The following is a 25,648-nucleotide window of genomic DNA, read 5'->3' as shown; positions in this document are numbered from 1 at the left end:
CGAACCCCTCATGGGATACCCGGACCAGCGCTTCGATGTGAACCTTTCGATCCTCTTCACGGAGCTCCCGCTCCTGGAGCGCCCCGCGGCAGCCGCCGCGGCGGGCTTCACCGCGGTCGAGCTGTGGTGGCCCTGGACCGGGACCCCCACCCCGCCGCAGGCCGAGCTCGACGCGCTCAAGAAGGCGCTCGACGACGCCGGCACCCAGCTGGTGGGACTGAACTTCTACGCCGGACAGCTGCCCGGCCCCGACCGCGGCGCGCTCTCCGTGCCCGGCCCGGAGTCGGACCGCTTCCGCGCCAACATCGAGGTGGCGGCCGCGTTCGCCGCCTCGGTCGGCTGCAGGGCCCTCAACGCGCTGTACGGCAACCGGGTCGACGGCGTGGACCCGGCCGCGCAGGACGAACTCGCCCTGGAGAACCTGGTGATGGCCGCCCGGGCCGCCGACCGGATCGGGGCGGTCCTGCTGATCGAGACCCTGAACGAGCCGGAGTCGCCGCGCTACCCGCTGGTGAGCGCACCGGCCGGGATCGGGATCGTCGACCGGGTCAACGCGGCGACGGACCTGGGGAACGCGAAGTTCCTGCTGGACCTCTACCACCTGTCGATGAACGGCGAGGACCTGAGCCAGGTGATCACGGCGTACGCCGCGAAGACCGGCCATGTGCAGATCGCCGACAACCCGGGACGCGGCGCGCCGGGCACCGGGTCGCTGCCGCTGGAGCGGCTCCTGGACGAGCTGGCCGGGGCCGGCTACGCGGGCTGGGTCGGCCTGGAGTACAAGCCGGGCGACCGGCCGAGCGCCGAGTCCTTCGCGTGGCTCCCCCGGTAGGGGCCGCCGCACCCCCTCCCCTGCACCCGTTCTCCAGGAAGGCACCCTCATGAGCAACGACCTCCCCAAGGTTGCGTGGATCGGGCTCGGCATCATGGGCTCCCCCATGTCCGAGAACCTGATCAGGGCCGGTTACGACGTCACCGGGTACACCCTGGAGCAGGACAAGATCGACCGCCTGGTCGCGGCGGGCGGCAAGGGCGCCTCCTCGATCGCCGAAGCGGTCGCGGACGCCGATGTCGTCGTCACGATGGTGCCCGCCTCCCCTCAGGTCGAGGCCATCGCGTACGGCCCCGGGGGCATCCTGGAGAACGCCAGGCGCGGCGCGCTGCTGATCGACATGTCCTCGATCACCCCGCAGACCTCCGTGGACCTCGCGGACAACGCCCGGGACAAGGGCATCCGCGTGCTGGACGCCCCGGTGTCCGGCGGCGAGGCCGGCGCCGTCGAGGCCGTGCTGTCGATCATGGCCGGCGGCGAACAGGCCGACTTCGACGCGGCCCGGCCGCTGCTCGAAGCGCTGGGCAGGACGATCGTCCTCTGCGGCCCGCACGGCTCCGGCCAGACGGTGAAGGCCGCCAACCAGCTGATCGTCGCGGTCAACATCCAGGCGTGCGCCGAGGCCGTCGTCTTCCTGGAGAAGTCCGGGGTCGACCTCGCCGCCGCGCTCGACGTCCTCAACGGAGGACTGGCCGGTTCGACCGTGCTGACCCGCAAGAAGGACAACTTCCTCACGCGCGACTTCGCGCCGGGCTTCCGGATCGATCTGCACCACAAGGACCTGGGCATCGTCACGGACGCCGCCCGCGCTGTGGGTGCCGCGCTGCCCGTCGGAGCCGTCGTCGCCCAACTGGTGGCCTCCCTGCGCGCACAGGGCGACGGCGGGCTGGACCACTCGGCCCTGCTGCGCTCCGTCGAGCGCCTCTCCGGCGCGCAGGCCTGACCCCCCGGACCCGCCCGGGGCCCCCGAACTCCGGGCCGCGGTGGCGCTGACACCTGTCTTGTCGCGCCCAGGCGCCACCGCGGCCCGGACCCACTTCCTTCACTTTCAACAAACTGTTGACGTGCCGTTCCCGGCGAACCTACGCTCCCCAAGCCGTCAGCAGCTCCGTACGGAAGGTCATCCCGACATATGGCTAAGCGTGTGCTCACGACCGAGTCAGGCGCCCCGGTCGCCGACAACCAGAACTCCGCCACCGCCGGCGTCGGTGGACCGGTCCTCCTCCAGGACCAGCACCTCCTGGAGAAGCTCGCCCGCTTCAACCGTGAGCGCATCCCGGAGCGTGTGGTGCACGCCCGCGGCTCCGGCGCCTACGGCTGCTTCGAGGTGACCGACGATGTCACCGGGTTCACCCGCGCCGGCTTTCTCTCCGAAGTGGGCCGCCGCACCGAGACGTTCATACGGTTCTCCACGGTGGCCGACTCCCTGGGCGGCGCCGACGCCGTCCGGGACCCGCGCGGCTTCGCCCTCAAGTTCTACACGGACGAGGGCAATTACGATCTCGTCGGCAACAACACCCCGGTGTTCTTCATCAAGGACCCGATCAAGTTCCCCGACTTCATCCACTCGCAGAAGCGCGACCCGTTCACCGGCAGGCAGGAGCCGGACAACGTCTGGGACTTCTGGGCGCACGCCCCCGAGGCCACGCACCAGGTCACCTGGCTGATGGGCGACCGCGGCATCCCCGCCTCGTACCGCCATATGAACGGCTACGGCTCGCACACCTACCAGTGGACGAACGCCCGGGGCGAAGCCTTCTTCGTCAAGTACCACTTCAAGACGAACCAGGGAGTGCGCTCCCTCTCCGCGGACCAGGCCGCCGAACTGGCCGGCAAGGACGCCTGCTCGCACCAGACGGACCTGCTCCAGGCCATCGAGCGCGGCGTCAACCCGTCCTGGACGCTGTACGTGCAGGTCATGCCCGCCGCCGAGGCCGCCGGTTACCGCTTCAACCCGTTCGATCTGACCAAGGTCTGGCCGCACAGCGACTACCCGCTCCAGCGGGTCGGCCGGCTCGTCCTGGACCGCAACCCGGACAACGTCTTCGCCGAGGTCGAGCAGGCCGCGTTCTCCCCGAACAACTTCGTGCCCGGCATCGGCCCCTCCCCGGACAAGATGCTCCAGGGCAGGCTGTTCGCCTACGCGGACGCGCACCGCTACCGGCTGGGCGTCAACCACACCCAGCTCCCGGTCAACGCCCCCAAGGCCGCCCCCGCGGACAACTACGGCCGCGACGGCCTGATGGCCACCCGCAACGGCTCGCGCCACGACAGGAACTACGAGCCCAACTCGTACGACGGTCCCGCGCAGACCGGAGCGGCGCTCGCCGCCCCGTTCGCCGTCCACGGCTGGACCGGCACCCACGAGGCGCCCGCCCACACCGAGGACGACGACTTCTTCCAGGCGGGCGAGCTGTTCCGGCTGATGTCCGAGGACGAGAAGGGGCGGCTGGTCGCCAACATCGCCGGGGGCCTCTCGCAGGTCACCCGCGACGATGTGATCGAGAAGAACCTCGCCCACTTCCACGCCGCCGACGCCGACTACGGACGGCGCGTGGAGGAGGCGGTCCACGCCCTGCGCGAGGACTGAGCCTCCACTCCCGGAGCCCTGCCCGCGCCGCGCACCCGGATGAGGGGTCCGCGCGGCGCGGGCGGGCCGAGGCCGCGGCGGCCGGGCGACGCCAGTGCGGTGGTGAAGGGTCCGGGCCCCGTCTTCCGACCTGAGGGAGGCGGCCGTCGCGGACCCGTCGCCGGCGCCGCGGCCCCTGTTCCGCCCGCTCCACCCCGTTCCCCATGGTTCTTTCCGCGCGAGGGCGCGGAGTACGGATGCCATCCGTGCTCCGCGCCCTTCCGTCATGTCCGCGGGCAGGGGCGGGCAGGGGGCGGACAGCGGAAAGGCCCCTTCCCCCGGGGATTCCAGGAGGGAAGGGGCCGGGTGCGGCTCCGGGTCAGGACGCCGCGAGGGGGCGGATCGCGGTGGGCGCGTGGCCCGGCTCCGTCGCGATGTCCTCGAACTCGTTGACCGAGGCGATGTCGGTGCCGCTCATCGCGATGTTCGTGACGCGCTCCAGGATCGCCTCGACGACCACCGGCACCCGGAACTCCGCGGCGAGCTTCTTCGCCTCCTCGAAGGCCGGCAGCAGCCGGTCCGGCTCGGTCACCCGGATCGCCTTGCAGCCGAGGCCCTCCACGACCTTGACGTGGTCGACGCCGTAGGCGCCGAGCTCCGGCGAGTTGAGGTTCTCGAACTCCAGGTTGACCTGGAAGTCGATGCCGAAGTTGCGCTGGGCCTGGCGGATGAGCCCCAGGTAGGAGTTGTTGACCAGGACATGGACGTACGGGATGCGGTGCTGCGCGCCCACGGCCAGCTCCTCCAGCATGAACTGGAAGTCGTAGTCACCCGAGAGCGCGACCACCGAACCGTCCGGGTCCGCGGTGGCCACACCCAGCGCCGCCGGGATCGTCCAGCCGAGCGGGCCCGCCTGGCCGCAGTTGATCCAGTGGCGCGGCCTGAAGACGTGCAGCATCTGCGCGCCGGCGATCTGGGAGAGCCCGATGGTGGTGACGTAGCGGGTCTCGGGCCCGAACGCCCGGTTCATCTCCTCGTACACGCGCTGCGGCTTGAGGGGCACGTTGTCGAAGTGGGTCCGGCGCTGGAGCGTGGCCCTGCGCTCCTGTGCGGAGGCGGCCCAGGCCGAGCGGTCCTTGAGCCGGCCCGCCGCCTTCCGTTCGCGCGCCACCTCGATGAAGAGCTCCAGCGCTGCCCCGGCGTCGGAGGCGATGCCGAGATCGGGGGCGAAGATCCTGCCGAGCTGGGTGGGCTCGATGTCGACGTGGACGAACGTACGGCCCCGGGTGTAGACGTCCAGCCCGCCGGTGTGGCGGTTGGCCCAGCGGTTGCCGATGCCGAGGACGAAGTCGGATTCCAGGAAGGTCGCGTTGCCGTAGCGGTGCGAGGTCTGCAGGCCCACCATTCCGGCGTTCAGCTCGTGGTCGTCGGCGAGGACGCCCCAGCCCATCAGGGTCGGGACGACCGGGACGCCGGTCAGCTCGGCGAACTCCACCAGCAGGGCGGAGGCGTCGGCGTTGATGACGCCGCCGCCCGCGACGAGCAGCGGGCGCTCGGAGGCGTTCAGCATCTCGACGGCCCGCTCGATCTGCTCGCGGGACGCGGCGGGCCTGTGGACCGGCAGGGGCTCGTACAGGTCGGGGTCGAACTCGATCTCGGTGAGCTGCACATCGATCGGCAGGTCGACGAGGACCGGACCGGGCCGGCCGGTGCGCATCAGGTGGAAGGCCCGCTGGAAGACACCGGGGACCTGGGCGGCCTCCAGCACCGTGGTCGCGGCCTTGGTGACCGGCCCGGCGATGGACGCGATGTCGACGGCCTGGAAGTCCTCCTTGTGCAGGACCGCTGTCGGGGCCTGGCCGGTGACGCAGAGGATCGGGACGGAGTCGGCGATGGCGGAGTACAGGCCGGTGATCATGTCCGTGCCCGCCGGGCCCGACGTACCGATGCAGACACCGATGTTCCCCGCCCCGGCGCGGGTGTACCCCTCCGCCATGTGGGAGGCGCCCTCGACGTGCCGGGCCAGGGTGTGGTGGACCCCGCCGGACGCCTTGAGGGCCGCGTAGAACGGGTTGATCGCCGCACCCGGCACACCGAACGCGTGACGGACACCTTCGCGCTTGAGGATCTCGACTGCCGCTCGGGCAGCGGTCATACGAGGCATTGAGTGCTCCTGCTCGGGCTGGGTGGAGTCGGGCTCTGTCGCGCCACCCGAGAGCACCAATTCCGCATTACGGAAGTTTGATTCTGTCATACGGAAGTAATCTAGGACGCGGCCCGCGCGCCGTCAAGAGAGTGCGCCGTCAGGCGGGCACGCCGTCGCCGGGCCGCATGAAGTCGGGCGATTCCCTCCCCAAGGCCTCGCTCTTGGTAGACGATGGGCGGGACGAGGGCGCGCCGCGGCGGAGGCGACGGCAGGCGTGCCGCCGAAGCCGCGGAACGCGGGCGCCCGGCAGGCCCGCGCGGGAGGGAGACGATCGTGGAGTCCGTGCAGCTGCGGTGCCCGGCCTGCGGACGCGGCCACGTGTACACCGCGCCGGCCTACCCCTGTCCGTGCGGCTCCCCCGTCGTGCCGCCGCTGCTGCGCGACGCGCCGGTCGAGCCGGTCACGCACCGCACCTGGGACGACGACTGGGTGACGGCGCGCTGCGCCGACTGCGGCCGCCTGGACCAGTGGCCGCAGCCGGAGCTGTGCTGCCCGTGCGGGGCCGTTCTGCGGGTTCCGGTGCGCCCGGTGACGACGGCGGTGGAGCCGGGGACGCCCGACGCGGCCGGGTCCGGACCCGCGGCGCCCGACCCCGGCAACGGCCCCGCCCATATCCCGCTGCCGCGCACGGCCGCCCATCCGCGCCCGTCGTTCCGCCCGCTGACGATCCGTAACGGCCGGGACGCGGTGAGCGCGGCCGCCCGGTATCTGCAGTGGCTGGGCTACCAGGACATCGTCCAGCCGGAGAAGCGGCCCGCGTCCCGGATCGACCTGTGGGCCACCGGAGTCGTCGCCCAGGTCGACGCGAGCGCCCGGCCGACCGACCTTCGCGACGTCGAGTGCCTCTGGCTGAACGCCCTGAACGCGTCGGTGGCGGGCGTCTTCTTCTCCCTGGCCGGCTACACGCGGGAGGCCAGGTCACGCGCGGACACCCTGGGCGTACCGCTCTTCCTCATGGATCCCACCGGGACACCGCAGCCGGTGAACAGCCCGGCGGACGAGCTGATCAGCACCGGCGCCTGAGTCCGGTGCCCCTCGCCCGCGTCCGGTACCTCGCCGGATACCGGCGGCCGCGCCCGCTCGCCATACTGGACGCATGCGTATCCGCCTCGCCAGAGGTTCTGACCTCCCCCTGCTCCAGGACATCGAACGTGCCGCGGGCGAACCCTTCCGCACCCTCGGCATGGCATCCATCGCCGATGACGACCCGCCGCCGCTCGACGTCCTGGACGGATACCGCCGCGCCGGCCGCTGCTGGGTCGCCACCGGCGCCCTCCCGGAGGCCGACGACCGTCCGGCCGGGTATCTGATCGCCGATCCCGTCGACGGCGCGTTCCACATCGAACAGGTCTCGGTCGATCCGGCCGCCGCCCGCCGGGGCGTCGGCCGCGCGCTGATCGAACATCTCGCCTCCTGGGCGGCCGAGCGGCAGCCGGTGGCCCTCACCCTGACCACGTTCACCGACGTCCCGTGGAACGCCCCGTACTACACACGCATCGGTTTCCGGACACTCAGGGAGAGCGAACTCACCGACGGCCTGCGCAAGATCAGGGCGGAGGAGGCGGAACACGGCCTGGACCGCTGGCCACGGGTCTGCATGCGCCGCGAACCCTGAGCCGCGCCGGACCGGTTCAGGACTTCGGGGCACGGCAGTGATGTCGCTGTCAGTGGCGGCAAGTAAGCTCAGCGCATGGTCTTAACTCCTCGGCGCCCCATACCGTCCACCCCCGCCCGACCGGCGTCCCCGTCCGCTTCCGCGTCCGCGCCGTCCTCCGGGCTGCCGTCGGCCCCCGCTGACGGGCTCCCGTCCGCGCCCGCGTCGGCCGACGCGGCGAACGAGGCCATTCGCGCGCTCGTCGACGCGCGAGCGGGTCAGGAGTGGTCGTCCGTGGAGTCCGCGAAGTACGAGGTCCTGCTGATCGAGTGGGCGGCGGCGACCCGGACGGGCGGCCCCGACGTCATCGAGGCCGCCTGATCCACCGGTCCGCGTCCGCCTCCCGGTGACGGGACGGCCGTCAGCGGCCGTAGGTCTCGCGCAGTTCGATCTTCCGTACCTTCCCGCTGACCGTCATCGGGAAGGAGTCCAGGATCCTGAGCGCGCGCGGGATCTTGTAGTGCGCCAACCGCTCCCGGCAGTACGCGTCCACCTCCTCCAGCGTCGGCGGATCGGCCGGGGCGCGGGGGATGACGCAGGCCAGGATCTCCTCTCCGTACCGCTCGTCCGGCACCCCCACCACCTGGACGTCGGCGATCTTCGGATGGCCGTGGAGGAACTCCTCGATCTCCCGCGGATACACGTTCTCGCCGCCCCGGATGATCATGTCCTTGATCCGGCCGACGACCTGGACATAGCCGTCCTCGCGCATCACCGCGAGATCCCCGGTGTGCATCCAGCGGCCCGCGTCGATCACCTCGGCCGTCCGGCCGGGCTGCTCCCAGTAGCCGAGCATCACGCTGTAGCCCCGGGTGCACAGCTCACCCGCCTCACCGCGCGGCAGGGTCACCCCGCTCACCGGGTCGACCACCTTGATCTCGATGTGCGGCAGCACCCGCCCGACCGTGCCGGTGCGGCGTTCCAGATCGTCGTCGCGGCGGGTCTGGGTGGAGACCGGGGACGTCTCCGTCATCCCGTAGCAGATGGACACCTCGTCCATGTGCATCTCGGCGACGACCCGCTTCATCACCTCGACCGGGCAGGGGGACCCGGCCATGATCCCGGTGCGCAGCGAGGAGAGGTCGTACGAGGCGAAGCCGGGCAGGTTCAGCTCGGCGATGAACATCGTGGGGACGCCGTAGAGCGAGGTACAGCGCTCCTGCTGGACCGCCGTGAGGACTGCGGCGGCTTCGAAGGAGGGGCCCGGGATCACGATGCAGGCGCCGTGCGAGGTGGTGCCGAGATTGCCCATCACCATGCCGAAGCAGTGGTAGAAGGGCACCGGCAGACAGACCCGGTCCTGTTCGGTGTAGGCGATCTGTTCCCCGACGAAGTACCCGTTGTTGAGGATGTTGTGGTGGGAGAGCGTCGCGCCCTTCGGGAAGCCGGTCGTGCCCGAGGTGTACTGGATGTTGATCGGGTCGTCGCAGGACAGCTCCGCTTCGCGCACGGCGAGCTGACCGGCGGATATGGACGGCGCGGCGGAGACGAGCGCGTCCCAGGAGGGGTCGCCGATGTAGTGGACGGCGCGCAGGGACGGGCAGTTGCCGCGTACCTGGCCGACGAGCGCGCGGTAGTCGCTGGTGCGGTGGGCGAGCGAGGCGACGAGCAGGGAGATGCCGGCCTGGTTGAGGACGAACTCCAGCTCGTGCGCCCGGTAGGCGGGGTTGATGTTGACCATGACGGCGCCGATGCGGGCCGTCGCGTACTGCACGAGCACCCATTCCGGGCAGTTGACGGCCCAGATCCCGACCCGGTCGCCCTTGGCCACCCCGGACGCCATCAGGGCGCGGGCCAGTTCCTCGACATCGGCGCCGAATTCGGCGTACGTCCAGCGGCGGCCGGATTCCATGTCGACCAGTGCCTCGCGCGAGCCGTGCGCCTCGATCGCCCGGTCGAGGTTGCGGCCGATGGTGTCGCCGAGCAGGGCGGTGGTGCCGGTGCCGTGCGCGTAGGACGGTTCGTTCATCGCAGGTCCCCCTCGGCGAATTCGGTGCCGGTGCCCCGGGCGGTGCGCTCGCGCAGTTCGATGCGGCGGATCTTGCCCGAGACGGTCTTGGGCAGATCGGCGAACTCCAGCCGGCGGATGCGCTTGTACGGGGCGAGCACCGACCTGGAGTGGTCGAACAGCATCCTGGCCGTGTCCGGGCCGGGCTCCCAGCCCTCGGCCAGCACGATGTACGCCTTCGGCACGGCGAGCCTGACCGGGTCCGGCGCGGGGACGACGGCGGCCTCGGCGACCGCCTCGTGCTCCAGCAGCGCGCTCTCCAGCTCGAACGGCGAGATCTTGTAGTCGGAGGCCTTGAACACATCGTCGGCGCGGCCGATGTAGGTGATGTAGCCGTCCTCGTCCCGGGCGCCGATGTCACCGGTGCGGTAGTAACCGCCCGCCATGGCCTCGGCGGTACGGTCCGGGTCGCCGTGGTAGCCGGTCATCAGTCCGACGGGATGAGTGGAGAGGTCGAGGGAGATCTCGCCCTCGGCGGCGCCGGGCTCACCGCTGACCGGGTCGAGGAGCTCCACCGTGAAGCCGGGGCTGGGACGCCCCATGGACCCGGACTTCAGAAGCTGGCCGGGGGTGTTCGCGACCTGGACGGCGGTCTCGGTCTGGCCGAAGCCGTCCCGGATGGTGACGCCCCATTCACGCCGCACCGTCTCGATGACCTCGGGGTTGAGCGGTTCGCCGGCCGCCACGACCTCGCGCGGCGGATTCTTCAGCTGGGAGAGGTCGGCCTGGATCAGCATCCGCCACACGGTGGGCGGCGCGCAGAAGCTGGTGACGGCCGAGCGGTCCATCTCCGCCATCAGCCGGGCCGCGTCGAAGCGGGTGTAGTTGAAGATGAAGACGGTGGCCTCGGCGCTCCACGGGGCGAAGAGGTTCGACCAGGCGTGCTTGGCCCAGCCCGGCGAGGAGATGTTCAGATGCACGTCTCCGGGCTTGAGGCCGATCCAGTACATCGTCGACAAGTGCCCCACGGGGTAGGAGACATGGGTGTGCTCGACCAGCTTGGGGCGGGCGGTCGTGCCGGAGGTGAAGTAGAGCATCAGCGGTTCGTCGGCGTCGGTCTCCCGGTCCGCCGTGAACGTCGTGGCCTGGTCGTCGGCTCCCGCGTACGACAGCCATCCCGCCACGCCCGCCTCCGCGTCGCTCCCGCCCGCGCCGCCGACGGCGATCCGGGTGTAGCCGCCGGGCACCTCGTCGAACTTCGCCGTGTCCGCCGCCCGCACGAGCACATGGCGGACCCGGCCGCGCTCGACGCGGTCGCGCAGGTCGACGGGGCCCAGCAGCGGTGTGGCGGGGATGACGACGGCGCGCAGCTTCATCGCGGCCAGCGCCGTCTCCCACAGCTCGGCCTGGTTGCCGAGCATGACGAGGATGCGGTCGCCCTCCCGGACGCCCTGGGCCCGGAGCCAGTTCGCGGCCTGGTTGGAGCGGGCGGACATCCGGGCGAAGGACACCTCGGTGCGCCGGCCGTCCTCCTCCACGATGTGCAGGGCGGTGCGGTCGTTGTTCTCGGCGATGACGTCGAACCAGTCGAGCGCCCAGTTGAAGTGATCGGACCGGGGCCAGCGGAAGCCCTCGTACGCCTTCGCGTAGTCCTCACGGTGTTCCAGCAGAAAGTCCCGGGCGGCCCGGAACGTCTCCGTCGCACTGGTTGCCGACATGTGCCCTCCTCATTGCGGACCGGACCGGTCGCTTAACATCATGTAAACAGTGACCCAGGTCTCACCACCCCCGGACGGGGGTGGTACGAACAGGGCGGAGAGACGTCAACGTGCCCGAATCGGTCGATACGGTCGAGATGCAGGCCGCGCTGCTGCGGCTGCGCCGCTCCAGCGGGCTTCCGGTGGCCTTCGGCGGGCTGCTGTCCGACGCGCGCCACGCCCGCATCATCGAGCTGAACGGGGCGCAGACGAGCGCGCTGCGGGGGCTGGTCATCTCGGCCGGCAGCGGGCTCGGCGGCAAGTCGATCGCCCTGTCGCGGCCGTGCGCGGTGACGGACTACGCCTCCTCGCGCCACATCAGCCATGAGTACGACACGGCCGTCGCGGCCGAGGGCCTGCGTTCGGTCGTCGCGGTGCCGGTCGTGGTGCGGCGGAGGGTGCGGGGCCTGCTGTACGGGGCGCTGCGGGAGCCGGTCACGCTCGGGGACCGTACGTTCGACGCGGCGGTGGCGGCGGCACGCGATGTGGAGCAGGCACTCGCGGTACGGGACGAGGTGCAGCAGCTCCTGGCGGCCACCCGGGAGCAGGTGACCGATCCGCACACGGGCCCGGGTGCCTGGGAGAACGTCCGCGAGGCGCACCGCGAGCTGCGTGCCCTGGCCCCGAGGATCGGCGACCCGGTGCTGCGGGAGGAGCTGCTCACGGTGTGCGCGCGTCTGGCCTCGGCGTCCGGGGCGCGGGTCCCGGCGGCCCGGACGGTGCAGCTGGCGCCGCGCGAGGTGGACGTCATCGCCTGTGTGGCGGCCGGAGCGACGAACGCGGCGGCGGCGAAGCGGCTGGGGCTGCGGCCGGAGACCGTGAAGGGGTATCTGCGTTCCGCGATGCGCAAGCTCGGGGCCCACACCCGGCTCGAAGCGGTGGTGGCGGCGCGCCGGGCGGGGCTCCTGCCCTGAGCGCACCCGCCCGGCGGCCCGTGCGGCCCGGTGGGCCCCGTCAGTCCCCGAAGTCGAGGAAGGCGGCGAACCGGACGTCGTGGGCCGTCGCGTCCGTCATCACGGACAGCATCCGTACGGCCTCCTCGGTGACGGCGTCGCGTTCCGCGCTCCCGAGCCTGCCGAGCGGCTGCACCGTGAGGGTCGCCCTGTCCCCGGTCCGCTCGACGCGCCAGACGGCGGCGAGGAACCCGTCGACCAGGACGGTTCCGTAGGACTGGTTCCCCACCCCGTTGCGCCCCTTGTACGCGGGCGGGATCACGCGGGCCCGGTCGGCGTGGCCGAGCAGGACGTTGTCGAACTCGGGCAGGAAGCGCGGCGGTGCCGGGGTGTCGGGGCCGGGGCGCGGGGCGTCGGGAAGGTCGAAGAGTTCGACGCCGTTCTCGTCGCGGAAGGTGCGCAGCTCGGGCCGCAGCCGTTCGAAGACCTCCCGCAGCCGGGTCAGCCCCGCCCAGGTCTGCATGTCCTTCACGGAGGCGGGTCCGAAGGCGCCGAGGTAGCGCAGGACGGTGGCGTCGGGTGCGGGGACGGGCTGCGCGGGGCGGCCGAGCCAGTGCTCGACGGTGGTCAGCTCGACCTGCCCGCTTCTGTCCCACAGCCCGCGCGGGGTCACCTGGACCAGGGGCAGGGTGCACCGGGCGGCCACCGAGAGGGCCTGCGGATCGGCGTCCGGCCATTCGGTGAGCAGGGCCGCGCGCAGCTCCTTGTTGGTACGGGGCCGTTCCTCGACGAGTGCCCGGCTGATCGCGGCGAGCCGGCCGATGTCCACTCCCGCGAGGCCCCGGCGGAAGGTCCTCAGCTCCCGGTCGCGGGCCGCCTGGACCAGCGGGCGCAGGGTGAGGGCGTCGTCGGCGGTGTGGGTGTGGATGGTGGACCGGAGGGTGACGATCCGGACCACTTCGCGGGACTCCATCAGCGCGGAGAGCTCGGCGGGGTCGAACTCTTCGAGCCGGGAGAAGAGCTGGAAGTAGGGCGGCCTGGTGTTCTGGGCCTGGAGCCCGACCAGGTGCGCCACGGCGTCCCCGGCGGACAGGGCGGCCCGGCGCAGCAGGAGCTGGCGCTCCAGGGTGGCGCGGTTGAGCGCGCGGACGGAGAGCACCGGGGAGCGGTGGGACGGGTTCGTCGTGGCGGCCATGTGGGCACGTTACGCGGGCCGCCGCCGCGGGGCGGCGAGGGCCACCCCCCGTTCCGGGCCGCCCGTCGACCGCTGTACGCGCGGCCCCGTTCAGGGCCGTCCGCGCGCCGGTACCTGTTCGGTGGGCGGTACGGGGCCCGGTGCCGTTCCGTCGCCGAACGGACGGCCGCCCAGCTCCTCCCGGTAGTGCGGGCCCAGCCAGCCGGACAGGTCGGGGCCGAGCGGCACGATGCCGGTGGGGTTGATGCCGGTGTGCACCTGGTAGTAGTGCCGCTTGATGTGGTCGAAGTCGACCGTGTCGCCGAAACCGGGCGTGGTGTAGAGGTCCCTGGCGTACGCCCACAGGACGGGGTCCTCGGTGAGCTTCGTACGGTTGCACTTGAAGTGCCCGTGGTAGACGGCGTCGAAGCGCACCAGGGTGGTGAACAGCCGGATGTCCGCCTCCGTGATCGTGTCCCCGACCAGGTAGCGGCGGCCGGACAGACGTGCGGAGACCAGGTCGAGGCGGCGGAACACATCGGTGTACGCGGCTTCGTAGGACTCCTGGCTGTCGGCGAAGCCGGCCCGGTAGACACCGTTGTTGACGTCCCGGTAGATGCCGTCCATCACCTCGTCGATCTCGTCGCGCAGCGGCTCCGGGTAGAGGTCGGGTGCGCCGGGGCGGTGCAGCGCCGTCCATTCGGTGGCGAGGTCGAGGGTGATCCGCTGGAAGTCATTGGTGACGAGCCTGCCGCTCGGTACGTCCACGACGGCGGGCACACTGACCCCGCCGGGATAGCCGCGCTCGCGTGCGTCGTACGCCTCGCTCAGGTAGCGGATGCCCAGGACCGGGTCGCGGCCGCCCTCGTCCAGGGTGAAGCGCCAGCTGCGGTCGTCCTGGATCGGGTCGGCGACGGCGAGCGACAGGGCGTTCTCCAGGCCCAGGAGGCGCCGCGAGACGAGCGCCCGGCTCGCCCACGGGCAGGCGCGGCTGACGACGAGCCGGTAGCGGCCGGCCTCCACCGGCCAGCCGTCGCGGCCGTCGGCGGTGATGCGGTCGGCGAAATGGCTCCGGGAGCGTTTGAAGGGCTTGTGGCCGTACGAGGTGTTCGTGTTCGGTTCGCCATCCCGGGTGTTGCTCATACCGCACTCCTCGATGGGCTCGTGGCTTTCTCCGTACGGCGTCCGGCCCGTCGCGCGGACCCCACGTCGGCCAGGGCGACGATGAGCCCGGCCAGGACGAACGCGACCGAGACGACGAGGCCGTGGTCATAGGCGGCTGCCCAGCCGTCGGTGTCCACCTGGGAGAAGAACACCGAGCCGACGGCGGCGATCCCGATGGCGGAGCCGACGCGCTGGCCGGTCTGGAGCGTGCCCCCGGCGCTTCCGGCGTTGGCCACCGGCACCTCGGCCAGGGTCAGCGTCTGGTTCGGGGCGATGACCAGTCCGCTGCCGACTCCGGCGAGGAGCAGCGGGGCCGCCATCGCCCAGCCCACGGACCGCCCCGGCACCAGATGGGCGGCGAGCGCGGTGGCGGCGAGCCCCACCGTGACCATGACCAGGCCGGTCACGATGAGGGGGCGTCCGTAGCGGCCGACCAGCCGGCCGCCGATCCCGGCGGACACACCCGAGCCCAGGGCGAAGGGGGTGATGGCGAGACCGGCCTCCAGGGCGGAGTAGTGCAGCCCCGACTGGAGGTAGAGGGTCGTGATGAAGAAGATCGAGGTGAATCCCGCGAAGTACACGAGGATCATCAGGCAGCCCAGCCAGTAGGACCGCAGCCGGAACAGCGAGAGGTCCAGGACCGGTTGGACGGAGCGTGCCGCGCACCGCGACTCCCAGCCGGTGAACGCCGCCAGCAGTACGGCCGCCAGGACCACGAAGAGCCACTTGGCGTTGCCGGGCCACTGCTGGGCCTGGACGAACGGCAGCAGCAGGGCCAGTACTCCCGCACCCAGGAGGACGACTCCGACGGGGTCGAGGTCGCGCAGCCGGACCCGGGACGCCGAGGGGGTGTCCGGGAGCAGCCGCCGGGCGAGCAGATAGCAGACGACGCCGAGCGGGAGGTTGACGTAGAACACCCAGCGCCAGCCCCCGGACGCCCCGGCGCCCTGGATCAGCAGACCGCCGAGCAGCGGCCCGACGGCGGTGGAGATCCCGACGACGGTGCCGAACATGCCGAACGCCCGGCCCCGTTCCCGGCCGGAGAACATCTGCTGGATCAGCGCGGAGATCTGCGGGGAGAGCAGACCGCCCGCCATGCCCTGGACCAGTCGGGCGATCACCAGCCAGAGGCTGGACTGGGCGGCCCCGCAGGCGGCCGACGACAGGGTGAAGAGCGCGAGCCCGGCCAGGAACACCGCCCGGCGCCCGCGCGCGTCCCCCAGCCGGCCCGCGGGGATCAGGAAGAGCCCGAAGGCGAGGGCATAGCCGGAGACCACCCATTGGAGGTCGGACTCGGGGGTGTGCAGCCCTTCTTTGATCGACGGCAGGGCCACATTGACGATGGAGACGTCCAGCAGCGTCATGAACCCCGCCACCAGACAGACGGCGAGTGCGCGCCAGCGCCGGGGGTCGGGGCCGCCGGAGTCGGGGCCGGGTCCCGCACCGCGCCCCGCCGGCTCGGCGTGCGCCGCGCTCTCTGCCATGTTTCGCACCCTAGGGCTCGGCCCGGTTTTCCTCCATACGGGGCGACCGGATCAGCGCACTCCGGTTAATCGTTAGGAAAGTTTCCCAACACTGTTGACGGGAATCGGAAAGGACCTTTACTTTCAGTCTGCCGACATGGCGCCTCCCTTCCACCGACCCCCGACGGGAGCACCACCATGCACCAGCGCACCACTCCCCCCACCCAGCCGCAGGCCTCGTCCCGACGCCACGGCCGTACCCGTGCCGCGCTCCTCGGCGCGGCCGCCCTCGCACTCGGTACCGCCCTGCTGGCCCCGGTCCCGGCGGGCGCCGCCCCGGCCCCCGCCCCCGCCGCCGCGACCCCCCTGGCCGCGAACGGCCAGCTGAAGGTCTGCGGCCTGCAGCTCTGCAACGCCTCGGGCCAGGCGGTCCAGCTCAACGGCATGAGCACGCACGGCACCCAGTGGTACGCCCAGTGCGTCACCAACGGCTCGCTCGACGCCCTGGCCACCGACTGGCGCGCCGATGTCCTGCGGATCTCCACCTACGTACAGGAGGACGGGTACGAGACCGACCCGCAGGGCTTCACCGCCCGTGCGCAGAAGTTCGTCGACATGGCCCATGCGCGGGGCATGTACGCGGTGATCGACTGGCACATGCTCGACCCGGGCGACCCGAACTACAACCTCAGCCGGGCGAAGACCTTCTTCACGGCGATGGCGAAGAAGTACAAGGACAACCCCGGCGTGCTCTACGAGATCGCCAACGAGCCCTCCGGGGTGAGCTGGTCGGCGGTCAAGTCGTACGCGGAGAAGATCATCCCGGTCATCCGGGCCCAGGATCCCGACGCGGTGGTCCTGGTCGGCACGCGCGCCTGGTCCTCGTTCGGCGTCTCCGAGGGCGCGGACGAGCAGGAGGTCGTCAACAACCCGGTCAAGGCCTCGAACATCATGTACACATTCCACTTCTACGCCGCCTCGCACCAGGACGAGTACCTGGAAACCCTGGACCGGGCCTCCGACGAACTGCCCGTCTTCGTCACGGAGTTCGGGACGCAGAACTACGCGGGCGAGGGTGCGGACGACTTCGCGATGTCGCAGCGCTACCTCGACCTGATGAAGCGCAAGAAGATCTCCTGGACCAACTGGAACTACTCGGACGACGACCGCTCCGGTGCGGTGTTCAAGACCGGCACCTGCGACGGCAGCCAGTGGACCGGCACGTCGGTCCTGAAGCCGGCCGGGGTCTGGATCCGCGAGCGCATCCGCCAGTGACATCCGGGCCGGACACGCTCCGGGCGGACACACCGCCGGGCACATCCCCGGACGGGATCCCGGGCAGGACCCCGGACAGGACCTAACCGCCGAGGCGGTCCGCGAGGTCGTCGAGGCCGGTCACGAACCACACGTGCCGGCCCCGGTCGGCCTCGCGGACGAGGTCCCTCAGGGCCGGACTCGCCCGCAGACGGTCCGAGATGTCCCCGACGACGGCCAGCTTGAGCCGGTAGTTCGCGAGCTTCTGGAAGACCTCTCCGGCGAGACCGGTACTGAGGTCGTAGAAGCCGGGGTCGAACCGGTCCACCGGAACCGCGACCACCTCCGCCCGGCAGAAGGCCGGGGCGACGAGGTGGTCCAGCGCGTCCTGCACGCCGGCGATCGGCGCGCCCTCGGCGTCGAGGACGAGTACCGGCACTCCGTGGTGTTCCACGACGAGGTCAGCCACGGCGCACCGTCTGCCCGCCGTCGGCCAGGTACATGCCGTTGCCGGGACCCAGCGCACCGTCGACCAGGTGCAGCAGATCCGCCGTGGCAGCGGCGCCGCCGAGGATCACGATCTTCATCCGGGCCAGTTTCCCGTCGTAGACCGTCTGGACGCGCAAGGGCACGGCCGCGTCCCGCCCCGACTGCGCCGCGGCGGTGACCAGAGTGCTCAGCCTGCTCGCCCCGTCCGCGCCGATCGCGTCGATCTGCACGATGCTCGACACCTCCAGATGGCCGCGCGGGGCGGCACCCTCCGGGGACGCGCCCCCGTCCGTGAACCCGGCCAGCGCCGCCAGGTCCGCGCGGCTGACGCGGTACTGCTTGCCGATCCGGACGGCCTTCAGCCGGCCGTCGCGGACATAGTTCCGGACGGTCCGCACATGCAGCCCCAACAGCTCGGCCACCTCGCCCACCGAGTACAGCTCGCGCTCAACACTCTCCATGCGCAGGGATATTACCCTGAACTACCGCACGGATGACGCGATAGGGAATGATGAGGAGCGATAGGGAACCATCGGGACGCCCGCCCGGCCCTCTGCCGCATCGGCGCAAACCCCCCACATCGACTCCACATCGACACGATGCGTGGAATTAACCTCTGATGCCTTGTCATGCCCCATCTACGCGCATAGTTTTCAGCCCTCACTACACAGTTGGGGGCACCTCACGTGCGCATATCCAGACCCGGTTCCGTCCTGCTGACCGGCGCGGTCGCCGTCGCTCTCTCGGTGACCGCACTGCCCGCCGCCTTCGCGGCACCGTCCTCCTCGGCCGTGATCTCCGAGGTGTACGGCGGCGGCGGCAACTCGGGGGCGACGCTGACCCGGGACTTCATCGAGCTGGCCAATGCCGGTTCCGCCCCGTTCGACCTGGGCGGCTTCAGCGTCCAGTACCTGCCGGGCAGCCCGTCCGCCGGTTCGCTGTGGCAGGTGTCCACGCTGAGCGGAGCCGTCGCCCCCGGCGGCCGCTACCTGGTCGCCCAGGCCGCGGGTACCGGCGGCACCGTGGCCCTGCCGACCGCCGACGCCACCGGCACCGTGGCGATGTCCGCGGCGAGCGGCAGCGTGGCCCTGGTCTCCGGCACCACCCCGCTCACCTGCAAGACCGCGGCGGACTGTGCCGCCGACACCAGGATCGTGGACCTCGTGGGCTACGGCTCCGCGGTCGTACGGGAGGGCGGCGGGCCGGTGCCCGGAGCCTCCGCCACCGCCTCCGTCGCCCGCGCCGCCTCGCTGGCCGACACCGACGACAACGCCGCCGACCTCGCCGCGGGCACCCCGACCCCGGTCAACGCCGCCGGTGACACCTCCGGCGGCACGGACCCCGGGGAGCCCGGCGGCCCGACCGAGCCCGGCACCGTACGCGTGCACGACATCCAGGGCACCACGCGCCTCTCGCCGCTCACCGGCCGGACGGTCGACGGCGTCCCGGGCATCGTCACCGGTGTCCGGAGCACCGGCTCCCGCGGATTCTGGATCCAGGACACCGCACCGGACGCCGACCCCCGTACCGGCGAGGGGCTGTTCGTCTACACCGGCTCCGCCGCACCGGCCGTGGCCGTGGGCGACTCGGTGCTGGTCAGCGGCAAGGTGGCCGAGTACTACCCGTCCGCCACCGCCCAGTCCCTCACCCAGCTCACCGCGCCGCGGACCACCGTGCTGTCCTCGGGCAACGCCCTGCCCGCGCCGGTCGTGCTCGACGCCGCCTCGGTGCCCGGCGCCTACGCGCCCACCGCGGCGGGCGGGTCGATCGACGCGCTCCCCCTCGATCCGGCGACGTACGCACTGGACCTGTACGAGTCGCTCGAAGGCACCCGGGTCAGGATCGCCGACACCCGTGTCACCGGCGCGACGACCGCGTACGACGAGGTCTGGGTCACCGTCAAGCCGCGGGAGAATCCGACGGGGCGGGGCGGCACGCTCTACGCGTCGTACAACGACCAGAACACCGGCCGCATCAAGGTGATGTCCCTCGACCCGGCCAGGCCGGTCCCCTCCGCGAACGTGGGCGACGTGCTCTCCGGCACCACCACCGGCGTCCTGGACTACGCGTCCTTCGGCGGCTACAACCTCCAGGCCACCGAGCTGGGCACGCTCACCGACAAGCGGCTCAGGCGTGAGGTCACCCGGAAGCAGAAGCGCAGGGAACTGGCCGTCGCCACGTACAACGTGGAGAACCTGGACGCACTCGACGAGCAGACCAAGTTCGACACGCTGGCCGAGGGCGTCGCGGTAAGTCTCGCCTCTCCCGACATCGTGTCGCTGGAGGAGATCCAGGACGACAACGGCGCCGCGAACGACGGCACGGTGGGCTCCGAGGCGACGCTGAAGCGGTTCACCGACGCGATCGTCGCGGCGGGCGGTCCGCGCTACGCCTGGCGCTACATCGCGCCCGAGAACAACAAGGACGGCGGCGAGCCCGGCGGCAACATCCGCAATGTCTTCCTCTTCAACCCTCAGCGCGTCACGTTCACCGACCGGGCTGGCGGCGATGCCACCACCGCGGTGAAGGCGGTGGACACGAGGAAGGGCGTCGAGCTCTCCGTCTCGCCCGGCCGGATCAACCCGGCGAGCGCCGCCTGGGACGACAGCCGCAAGCCGCTGGTCGGCGAATTCCGCTTCCGCGGCAAGCCGGTCTTCGTCATCGGCAACCACTTCGCGTCCAAGGGCGGCGACCAGCCCCTGCACGGCCGCTACCAGGAGCCGACGCGCGGTTCGGAGACCAAGCGGGTGCAGCAGGCCACGGAGGTCAACACCTTCGTCACCTCACTGCTGAAGGCGGACAAGTCGGCGCGGGTCATCACCCTCGGCGACCTCAACGACTTCGCGTTCTCCCCGGCCATGGACGCGCTGACCCGCGGCAGGGTCCTCAAGCCGCTGATCAGCACGCTGCCCGCGAGCGAGCGGTACAGCTATGTCTACGACGGAAACTCGCAGACGCTGGACCACATCCTGACGAGCCCCGGCATCCGCCGCTTCGACTACGACGTGGTGCACATCAACGCGGAGTTCGCCGACCAGGCGAGCGACCACGACCCGCAGGTGGTGCGCGTGGACGTCGGCGGCAACGGCCACGGACACGGCGGTGGGCACGGCCACGGACACGGCCACCGGCGCTGAGGCCGGCGCCCGGTCCGGGCGGACCTGTTCGCTCAGGTCCGCCCGGCCGCGGCGGGGGTCGTCTGCTGCCGGGGGACGGCGGGCGGCCCCACGGGCCGGTCGGTGAAGAAGCGGGCGACCAGCTCGGCCACATCGTCGGCCCGCTCCAGCACGACCCAGTGGTCCGACTCACCGATCGTCAGGAAACGGCTGCCCTCGATGGTCGCGGCGAACTCCCGCTGCCGTTCCGGCGAGGTCACCGTGTCGTGCTCGCCGGCGAAGACCAGGGCCGGTACACCGGACAGCCCGCCGGAGAAGTCCCGCCGGTCCGTCAGGGCCCTGCGCAGTGAGTCCGAGACGTGCGGCGAGTGGGTGAGCGCGTGCAGGAACGAGCGCCGGACATAGCGCCGGGCCAGCTCCCTGCGGTGCACCGGGCGCTCCGGGTCCAGGCACATCAGGGCGTCGGCCGCGAACGCCGCGAAACCCTCGCGGTCCCCGTCCGCCAGCAGGTCCATCGCCCGCAGCCAGCCCGCCCGCTGGTCGGCACCGATGTGCACCGGTACGCCGCCGAGGGCCAGGCGGGCCACGCGGTGCGGGTGGTGACGGGCGAAGTCGAAGGCGATGGCGGTGCCGTACGAGAAGCCGAAGAGGTTGACCTTCGGGGCGCCGAGGTCGTCGACGATCCGCAGGACCGCCTCGCGCAGCACCTCCGCGCTGGGCCCGGACGGCAGCGGGTCGGCCGTGCCCATGCCGGGCAGATCGGCGGTCACCACATCGGCCAGCGGTCCCAGCCGGTCGTCCATCTGGGGCCAGCCGAACATGCCCTGAAGGGCGCCGCCGATGACGAGCACCGGTTCGGTGGCGGGGGCGCCCCCGTCCTCCGAGCGGGTCAGCACCCGATAGGCGTAGCGCCTGCCGTCGGCCGACAGGGGCCGGATGATCTCCTCGGACATGATCCTTCTTCCCTTTTCCCCTCAGGCCCTGGTGAGTACGAGTGCCGCGTTGTGGCCGCCGAAGCCGAGCGAGGTCTTGACCGCGCAGTCGAACACGGCCCGCCTGGCTTCCTTGCTGACCACGTCGACCGGGATCGCGGGGTCGGGCGTGTCGAGGTTGACGGTGGGCGGCACCAGTTGGTGCTGGAGGGCGAGGACGGTCAGGGCCGCCTCGATGCCGCCCGCGGCTCCGAGGGTGTGCCCGGTCATCGCCTTCGTCGAGGTGACGAGCGGGCTCTCGCCCAGGACCCGGCGCAGCATGGTCGCCTCGATCAGGTCGTTGGACACGGTCGAGGTGCCATGGGCGTTGACATGGCCGACGTCCGAGGGCGAGACCCCGGCGTCCGCGAGCGCGGTGCGCAGGGCCCGTTCGATGCCGAGGCCACCGGGGTCGGGGGCGACCGTGGAGTGGGCGTCGCTGGAGGCGCCGTAGCCGTCGACATGGGCGCGGACGGTGGCGCCCCGGGCACGTGCGTGGTCGGGGTGTTCCAGCACGAGGAGACCGGCGCCCTCGCCGACGACGAAGCCGTCCCGGTGGGTGTCGAAGGGGCGGCAGGCGGCCTCGGGGTCCTCGCGGCGGGTGGAGACGGCCTTCATCTGGCAGGCGCTGGCGAGCAGCAGCCGGGTGCAGGACGACTCGGCGCCGCCCGCGATGACGATGTCGCAGGCTCCGGTGCGCAGCATCTGGTGGGCGGTGCCGATGGCGACGGTGCCGGAGGAGCAGGCGGTGGAGACCGCCTGGCTGGGGCCGTGGATGCCGAGGTCCAGGGTGACGCTGCTGGCGGCGCCGTTGACGACGGTGAGGGGCGCGAGTTTGGGCGAGACACGCCGGGCGCCGCGCTCGGTGAGGGCCGTGTGCTGCTCGTCGTAGAAGGGGAGTCCGCCGTGCGCGGAGCCGATGACGACGCCGACCCGGCCGCTGTCCCAGACCGAGATGTCGAGTCCCGCGTCGGCGACGGCCTCCCGCGCGGCGATCACGGCGAGCTGGGTGAAGCGGTCCATCAGCCGCTGGACGGCCACCCCGAGGACGGCCTTCGTGTCGAGGCCGGTGATCGTGTAGAAGAAGTCGCACGGCAGGCCCTGGAGCTCGGGCCGCCGGACGACGGAGGGCGCGGTGGCGGCCTCGCTGACACCGCGCCAGGCCGCGTCGGCGCCGACTCCGGCGGCGGTGACCAGACCGATGCCGGTGACGGCGGCGCGGAACGGCTCGGTGCGCGGCCGGGTGAACGGCCGTGTGGACCGGGCGGGTGACGGCTCGGCGGGCGGGCGGGCCGTCACGCGGAGGCCCGCTCGTGCACGGCCGCCACCAGTCGGCCCACGGTGTCCCGTGAGGTCAGGGCGACGTCCTCCAGGTCGATGGCCAGCCGGTCCTCGATGAGCAGCCGCAGCTCCTCCAGGGCGAGGGAGTCCAGGCGCAGCTGACGGAGCGGCACCTCGGGGCGGATGGCCAGGGGGTCGGTGCCGAAGTTCGCTACCAGCAGGGCGTTGATCTCTTCCGAGGTTCTCATTGAGGTCGCTTCCGAGGTGCTCATTGAGGCGCTCCTCCGCTCAGTGACGCGGTGACGCCGGCCGCGTGGGGGGTCAGGTGGCCATCGGGGGACGCCGGCTGCTCCGGAGGGACCATTTATACGCCTTCGCGGCCCTGCCTCCGGTCCGCGTTCCCCCGTGCGGTGGGGGGTTGTCCAGGTGTACGAATCCACGGGTTCCGGCAGGGTGAATGCCAGGATGGCGGACGACGCACCGTACGAGAGAGGGAGAGTCCGGATGACGGCGGAGCAGGACGGCGAGGCGGCGGTACGGATCAGCCCGGCCGACTGGGTGGCCCGGCAGGCCGAGCTGTACGAGTCCTCCGGCGGTACGCGGGGCACCACGCAGCTCGGTGTGCCGTGTCTGCTGATGGACTACGTCGGCCGGCGCAGCGGGGCCGTGCGGCGCACGGTGCTGATGTACGGGCGGGACGGCGAGGACTATCTGATCGTGGGATCCAACGGCGGGTCCGACCGTCCTCCGCTCTGGTATCTGAACCTGCTGGCCAACCCCGAGGTCGAACTCCGCGTCGGGCCCGAGCGGTTCGGTGCGCGGGCCGAGACGCTTCCGGCCGGGGAGAAGGCCCGGGTCTGGCCGGGGCTGGTCGAGCTGTTCCCCCGGTACGCCGAGTACCAGGCGGGCACCGACCGCGACATCCCCGTCGTCCGGCTCACCCGGCGCTGAGCGATGCCCCTCACTCACATCGGACCGCCGGCCCACCACCCTCCCAACTCCTTTGGAATCAAAGGGAACTAGCAGCGCCGCTTCGCCGCGCCCGGATGTCGTTGTCATGCTCCATTCATCTCGATAGCCTGGGCGCGCTCACCGGCCCTCGGCCCACCCCACCCGGGCCCGAGGGCCTTCTTCTCTCCCCCCACGGAGCCCCAACGGGCTCACAGAGACCCCACAGAGCAGGAGCACCCATGCCCCGACGAAGCACCGCCGTACACCGCAGAGCCCGCGCGTCCGTGCTGGCGGCACTCACGGTCACGGCCCTGGTCGCGGCCGGCCACCCGGCGGCCGCGGCCGGCCCCGGGACCGCGGCCGACGCGACCGCCACCGCCGCCGCCGCCGAGCCGATGAACCGGGCCTTCGCGCAGGCCGCCGAGGAGTTCGGCGTACCGCGCGACCTGCTGGCCGCCGTCGGCTACGGCGAGACCCACCTGGACGGACACGCCGGAGCGCCGAGCCAGGCGAACGGCTACGGCGTGATGCACCTGGCGAGCAACCCCGCCAACCGTTCCCTGGAGAAGGCCGCCGCGCTGACCGGCGAGTCGCTCCCCCGGCTGCGCGGGGACACCGCGGCCAACATCCGGGGCGGCGCGGCCGTGCTGCGCAGCCACGCCGACGCGCTGGGCCTGGACCGCGCCGAGCGCCGGGACCTCGACGCCTGGTACCCGGCCGTCGCCCGCTACAGCGGCGCCCGGGGACCCGCCGCGGCGCTCTACGCGGACGCGGTCTACACCTTCCTGGCCGAAGGGCTGCGGACGACCGTGTCCGGCGGCGAGGAGGTCACGGTCACCTCCCGCCCGGTCGCCCCCGCCAAGGGCAGCCTCGCCGCGGCCGGCGTCACCGCGCAGAGCCCCGACTACCCCTCGGCGCTCTGGGTGCCCGCCCACGCGAACAACTACGCCACAGGGCGGTCGGCGACGGTCAATAAGGTGGTCGTCCATGTCACCCAGGGCTCGTACGCGGGCTCCATCAGCTGGTTCCAGAACGCCACGTCCCAGGTGAGCTCCCACTATGTGGTCCGCTCCTCGGACGGCGAGGTCACCCAGATGGTGCGCGACAGCAACACGGCGTACCACGCGAAGAGCGCCAACGCCTCCTCCCTCGGCATCGAGCACGAGGGCTGGGTCGACGACCCGTCGTGGTTCACCGACGCGATGTACCGCTCCTCGGCCGCGCTGACCCGCCATCTGTGCGACCGCTACGGCATCCCGAAGGACCGTGCGCACATCATCGGGCACAGCGAGGCCCCCGGGAACGACCACACCGACCCCGGCGTCAACTGGAACTGGACCTACTACATGCAGCTCGTCGGGGGCGCCCCCGGCGGCGGCACCGGCAGCGACGGGCTCGACTTCACCTCGTACACGGCCCAGCAGCAGGGTGCCTCGGGGGCGCAGGTCACGGCCGTCCAGCGGCTCCTGAAGGAGCAGGGGTACGAGCCGGGCGCCGTGGACGGACAGTTCGGCCCCGCCACCAAGAGCGCGGTCCAGGCCTTCCAGAGCGCCCGCGCGCTCACCGCGGACGGCACGGTCGGGCCGAAGACCTGGACCGCTCTGCTGTCGGCCGGAACCGCCCCGACGCTGACCCTGGGCAGCTCCGGCGACGAGGTGAGGCGGCTCCAGCGGAGTCTGACCGCCGCGCTCGGCTCCACGGTCGGCATCGACGGGAGCTTCGGCACCGCCACCGACACCGCGGTGCGCGCCTACCAGAAGGTCCGCAAGCTCTCCGTCGACGGGAGCGTCGGACCGGCCACCTGGTCTGCCCTCCAGGCGGGCAGCTGACCCGTCCGGAGCGAAGCGGGGCGTTCCGTGGCACACCGCCACCGGAACGCCCCCGGCGCGGGCAGTCTCCCGCCGGGCACACGGGGCACATCGGGCA

Annotated in this window: 22 protein-coding genes; 11 read left to right on the top strand and 11 right to left on the bottom strand. The window is 71.9% G+C overall.

All coding sequences use genetic code 11. The features are described 5' to 3' along the window. The first annotated feature begins 10 nt into the window (after positions 1–10). The 3 genes from ACIGJO_RS29320 (at position 11) to ACIGJO_RS29310 (ending at position 3,422) form a co-directional block, all read left to right on the top strand. Complete coding sequence (locus ACIGJO_RS29320; protein ID WP_399963200.1) at positions 11–832, top strand: TIM barrel protein; 822 nt, start codon at positions 11–13, stop codon at positions 830–832. A gap of 49 nt (positions 833–881) precedes the next feature. After that, positions 882–1,775 (top strand): 2-hydroxy-3-oxopropionate reductase, encoded by an 894-nt coding sequence (locus ACIGJO_RS29315; RefSeq protein ID WP_399963198.1) that lies wholly within the window; start codon positions 882–884, stop codon positions 1,773–1,775. A 189-nt stretch (positions 1,776–1,964) separates the two neighbouring features. Then, positions 1,965–3,422 carry a catalase gene (locus ACIGJO_RS29310; RefSeq protein ID WP_399963195.1) on the top strand — a complete coding sequence of 486 codons (1,458 nt, stop codon included), beginning with the start codon at positions 1,965–1,967 and terminating at the stop codon, positions 3,420–3,422. A 358-nt stretch (positions 3,423–3,780) separates the two neighbouring features. Here ACIGJO_RS29310 and gcl read toward each other — a convergent pair whose 3' ends face one another. Continuing rightward, positions 3,781–5,565, bottom strand: a complete 1,785-nt coding sequence (gcl, locus tag ACIGJO_RS29305; RefSeq protein WP_399963193.1) for a glyoxylate carboligase — start codon at positions 5,563–5,565, stop codon at positions 3,781–3,783. A 315-nt stretch (positions 5,566–5,880) separates the two neighbouring features. Here gcl and ACIGJO_RS29300 point away from each other — a divergent pair, with 315 nt between their 5' ends. The 3 genes from ACIGJO_RS29300 to ACIGJO_RS29290 all read left to right on the top strand — a co-directional run bounded on the left by ACIGJO_RS29300 (position 5,881) and on the right by ACIGJO_RS29290 (position 7,582). Continuing rightward, a complete protein-coding gene (locus tag ACIGJO_RS29300) occupies positions 5,881–6,630 on the top strand; it encodes a hypothetical protein (RefSeq protein ID WP_399963191.1) in 750 nt (249 codons plus the stop codon). Between the two features lie 73 nt (positions 6,631–6,703). Continuing rightward, positions 6,704–7,222: a GNAT family N-acetyltransferase gene (locus ACIGJO_RS29295; protein ID WP_399963189.1), complete on the top strand. Its 519-nt coding sequence runs from the start codon at positions 6,704–6,706 to the stop codon at positions 7,220–7,222. A gap of 162 nt (positions 7,223–7,384) precedes the next feature. After that, a complete protein-coding gene (locus ACIGJO_RS29290; RefSeq protein WP_399963405.1) occupies positions 7,385–7,582 on the top strand; it encodes a hypothetical protein in 198 nt (65 codons plus the stop codon). A gap of 40 nt (positions 7,583–7,622) precedes the next feature. On the opposite strand, the gene ACIGJO_RS29285 is transcribed toward ACIGJO_RS29290, so the two are convergent. Then, positions 7,623–9,230 carry an AMP-binding protein gene (locus tag ACIGJO_RS29285; protein WP_399963187.1) on the bottom strand — a complete coding sequence of 536 codons (1,608 nt, stop codon included), beginning with the start codon at positions 9,228–9,230 and terminating at the stop codon, positions 7,623–7,625. Continuing rightward, a complete protein-coding gene (locus ACIGJO_RS29280; RefSeq protein WP_399963185.1) occupies positions 9,227–10,927 on the bottom strand; it encodes an AMP-binding protein in 1,701 nt (566 codons plus the stop codon). Before ACIGJO_RS29280 ends, ACIGJO_RS29285 begins: the two co-directional genes overlap by 4 nt. Positions 10,928–11,037: 110 nt before the next feature. Here ACIGJO_RS29280 and ACIGJO_RS29275 point away from each other — a divergent pair, with 110 nt between their 5' ends. Beyond that, positions 11,038–11,880 carry a response regulator transcription factor gene (locus ACIGJO_RS29275; RefSeq protein WP_399963183.1) on the top strand — a complete coding sequence of 281 codons (843 nt, stop codon included), beginning with the start codon at positions 11,038–11,040 and terminating at the stop codon, positions 11,878–11,880. Positions 11,881–11,920: 40 nt separating this feature from the next. On the opposite strand, the gene ACIGJO_RS29270 is transcribed toward ACIGJO_RS29275, so the two are convergent. From ACIGJO_RS29270 to ACIGJO_RS29260, 3 genes are all read right to left on the bottom strand, one after another. Continuing rightward, positions 11,921–13,054 carry a winged helix DNA-binding domain-containing protein gene (locus ACIGJO_RS29270; protein WP_399963181.1) on the bottom strand — a complete coding sequence of 378 codons (1,134 nt, stop codon included), beginning with the start codon at positions 13,052–13,054 and terminating at the stop codon, positions 11,921–11,923. Between the two features lie 90 nt (positions 13,055–13,144). Beyond that, positions 13,145–14,176 (bottom strand): glutathione S-transferase family protein, encoded by a 1,032-nt coding sequence (locus ACIGJO_RS29265; protein WP_399963179.1) that lies wholly within the window; start codon positions 14,174–14,176, stop codon positions 13,145–13,147. Further along, positions 14,173–15,681 carry an MFS transporter gene (locus ACIGJO_RS29260; RefSeq protein ID WP_399963177.1) on the bottom strand — a complete coding sequence of 503 codons (1,509 nt, stop codon included), beginning with the start codon at positions 15,679–15,681 and terminating at the stop codon, positions 14,173–14,175. The genes ACIGJO_RS29265 and ACIGJO_RS29260 overlap by 4 nt, the downstream gene beginning before the upstream one ends. A 177-nt stretch (positions 15,682–15,858) precedes the next feature. Between ACIGJO_RS29260 and ACIGJO_RS29255 the strand changes: the two genes are divergently transcribed. Further along, a complete protein-coding gene (locus ACIGJO_RS29255) occupies positions 15,859–16,935 on the top strand; it encodes a glycoside hydrolase family 5 protein (RefSeq protein ID WP_399963175.1) in 1,077 nt (358 codons plus the stop codon). 82 nt (positions 16,936–17,017) lie between these two features. On the opposite strand, the gene ACIGJO_RS29250 is transcribed toward ACIGJO_RS29255, so the two are convergent. After that, the gene (locus ACIGJO_RS29250) at positions 17,018–17,383 is read right to left on the bottom strand and encodes a DUF4180 domain-containing protein (protein WP_399963173.1); all 366 of its coding nucleotides are present in this window, start codon (positions 17,381–17,383) and stop codon (positions 17,018–17,020) included. Next, positions 17,376–17,864: a helix-turn-helix domain-containing protein gene (locus ACIGJO_RS29245; protein ID WP_399963170.1), complete on the bottom strand. Its 489-nt coding sequence runs from the start codon at positions 17,862–17,864 to the stop codon at positions 17,376–17,378. Before ACIGJO_RS29245 ends, ACIGJO_RS29250 begins: the two co-directional genes overlap by 8 nt. Positions 17,865–18,089: 225 nt before the next feature. Between ACIGJO_RS29245 and ACIGJO_RS29240 the strand changes: the two genes are divergently transcribed. Then, the gene (locus ACIGJO_RS29240; protein WP_399963168.1) at positions 18,090–20,540 is read left to right on the top strand and encodes an endonuclease/exonuclease/phosphatase family protein; all 2,451 of its coding nucleotides are present in this window, start codon (positions 18,090–18,092) and stop codon (positions 20,538–20,540) included. Positions 20,541–20,572: 32 nt separating this feature from the next. Here the strand turns inward: ACIGJO_RS29240 and ACIGJO_RS29235 are convergent, their stop codons facing one another. The 3 genes from ACIGJO_RS29235 to ACIGJO_RS29225 form a co-directional block, all read right to left on the bottom strand. Continuing rightward, the gene (locus ACIGJO_RS29235) at positions 20,573–21,472 is read right to left on the bottom strand and encodes an alpha/beta fold hydrolase (protein WP_399963166.1); all 900 of its coding nucleotides are present in this window, start codon (positions 21,470–21,472) and stop codon (positions 20,573–20,575) included. Between the two features lie 21 nt (positions 21,473–21,493). Beyond that, on the bottom strand, positions 21,494–22,693 hold the full coding sequence (locus tag ACIGJO_RS29230; RefSeq protein ID WP_399963403.1) for a beta-ketoacyl-[acyl-carrier-protein] synthase family protein: 1,200 nt from the start codon (positions 22,691–22,693) through the stop codon (positions 21,494–21,496). Between the two features lie 92 nt (positions 22,694–22,785). Next, complete coding sequence (locus tag ACIGJO_RS29225) at positions 22,786–23,019, bottom strand: acyl carrier protein (protein ID WP_399963401.1); 234 nt, start codon at positions 23,017–23,019, stop codon at positions 22,786–22,788. Positions 23,020–23,275: 256 nt separating this feature from the next. Here ACIGJO_RS29225 and ACIGJO_RS29220 point away from each other — a divergent pair, with 256 nt between their 5' ends. Together ACIGJO_RS29220 and ACIGJO_RS29215 are read left to right on the top strand one after the other, a co-directional pair. Further along, positions 23,276–23,722 carry a nitroreductase family deazaflavin-dependent oxidoreductase gene (locus ACIGJO_RS29220; protein WP_399963164.1) on the top strand — a complete coding sequence of 149 codons (447 nt, stop codon included), beginning with the start codon at positions 23,276–23,278 and terminating at the stop codon, positions 23,720–23,722. A gap of 239 nt (positions 23,723–23,961) precedes the next feature. After that, positions 23,962–25,551, top strand: coding sequence for a peptidoglycan-binding protein (locus ACIGJO_RS29215; protein WP_399963161.1), 1,590 nt, complete (start codon positions 23,962–23,964; stop codon positions 25,549–25,551). Positions 25,552–25,648: the final 97 nt, after the last annotated feature.

This window comes from Streptomyces sp. NPDC079020 (assembly GCF_044542225.1).
In the GTDB taxonomy this organism is placed as follows: domain Bacteria; phylum Actinomycetota; class Actinomycetes; order Streptomycetales; family Streptomycetaceae; genus Streptomyces.
Note: the sequence above shows the minus strand (reverse complement) of the source record. Positions and strands in the feature narration are given on the sequence as shown.

Excerpts from the sequence above, each read along its gene's own strand:
- ACIGJO_RS29315 (WP_399963198.1), top strand. The coding sequence starts at position 882 with ATGAGCAACGACCTCCCCAAGGTTGCGTGGATCGGGCTCGGCATCATG.
- ACIGJO_RS29260 (WP_399963177.1), bottom strand. The coding sequence starts at position 15,681 with ATGGCAGAGAGCGCGGCGCACGCCGAGCCGGCGGGGCGCGGTGCGGGA.
- ACIGJO_RS29220 (WP_399963164.1), top strand. The coding sequence starts at position 23,276 with ATGACGGCGGAGCAGGACGGCGAGGCGGCGGTACGGATCAGCCCGGCC.
- ACIGJO_RS29320 (WP_399963200.1), top strand. The coding sequence starts at position 11 with ATGGGATACCCGGACCAGCGCTTCGATGTGAACCTTTCGATCCTCTTC.
- gcl (WP_399963193.1), bottom strand. The coding sequence starts at position 5,565 with ATGCCTCGTATGACCGCTGCCCGAGCGGCAGTCGAGATCCTCAAGCGC.
- ACIGJO_RS29295 (WP_399963189.1), top strand. The coding sequence starts at position 6,704 with ATGCGTATCCGCCTCGCCAGAGGTTCTGACCTCCCCCTGCTCCAGGAC.
- ACIGJO_RS29245 (WP_399963170.1), bottom strand. The coding sequence starts at position 17,864 with ATGGAGAGTGTTGAGCGCGAGCTGTACTCGGTGGGCGAGGTGGCCGAG.
- ACIGJO_RS29215 (WP_399963161.1), top strand. The coding sequence starts at position 23,962 with ATGCCCCGACGAAGCACCGCCGTACACCGCAGAGCCCGCGCGTCCGTG.
- ACIGJO_RS29280 (WP_399963185.1), bottom strand. The coding sequence starts at position 10,927 with ATGTCGGCAACCAGTGCGACGGAGACGTTCCGGGCCGCCCGGGACTTT.
- ACIGJO_RS29270 (WP_399963181.1), bottom strand. The coding sequence starts at position 13,054 with ATGGCCGCCACGACGAACCCGTCCCACCGCTCCCCGGTGCTCTCCGTC.
- ACIGJO_RS29225 (WP_399963401.1), bottom strand. The coding sequence starts at position 23,019 with ATGAGAACCTCGGAAGAGATCAACGCCCTGCTGGTAGCGAACTTCGGC.
- ACIGJO_RS29235 (WP_399963166.1), bottom strand. The coding sequence starts at position 21,472 with ATGTCCGAGGAGATCATCCGGCCCCTGTCGGCCGACGGCAGGCGCTAC.
- ACIGJO_RS29285 (WP_399963187.1), bottom strand. The coding sequence starts at position 9,230 with ATGAACGAACCGTCCTACGCGCACGGCACCGGCACCACCGCCCTGCTC.
- ACIGJO_RS29310 (WP_399963195.1), top strand. The coding sequence starts at position 1,965 with ATGGCTAAGCGTGTGCTCACGACCGAGTCAGGCGCCCCGGTCGCCGAC.
- ACIGJO_RS29255 (WP_399963175.1), top strand. The coding sequence starts at position 15,859 with ATGCACCAGCGCACCACTCCCCCCACCCAGCCGCAGGCCTCGTCCCGA.
- ACIGJO_RS29265 (WP_399963179.1), bottom strand. The coding sequence starts at position 14,176 with ATGAGCAACACCCGGGATGGCGAACCGAACACGAACACCTCGTACGGC.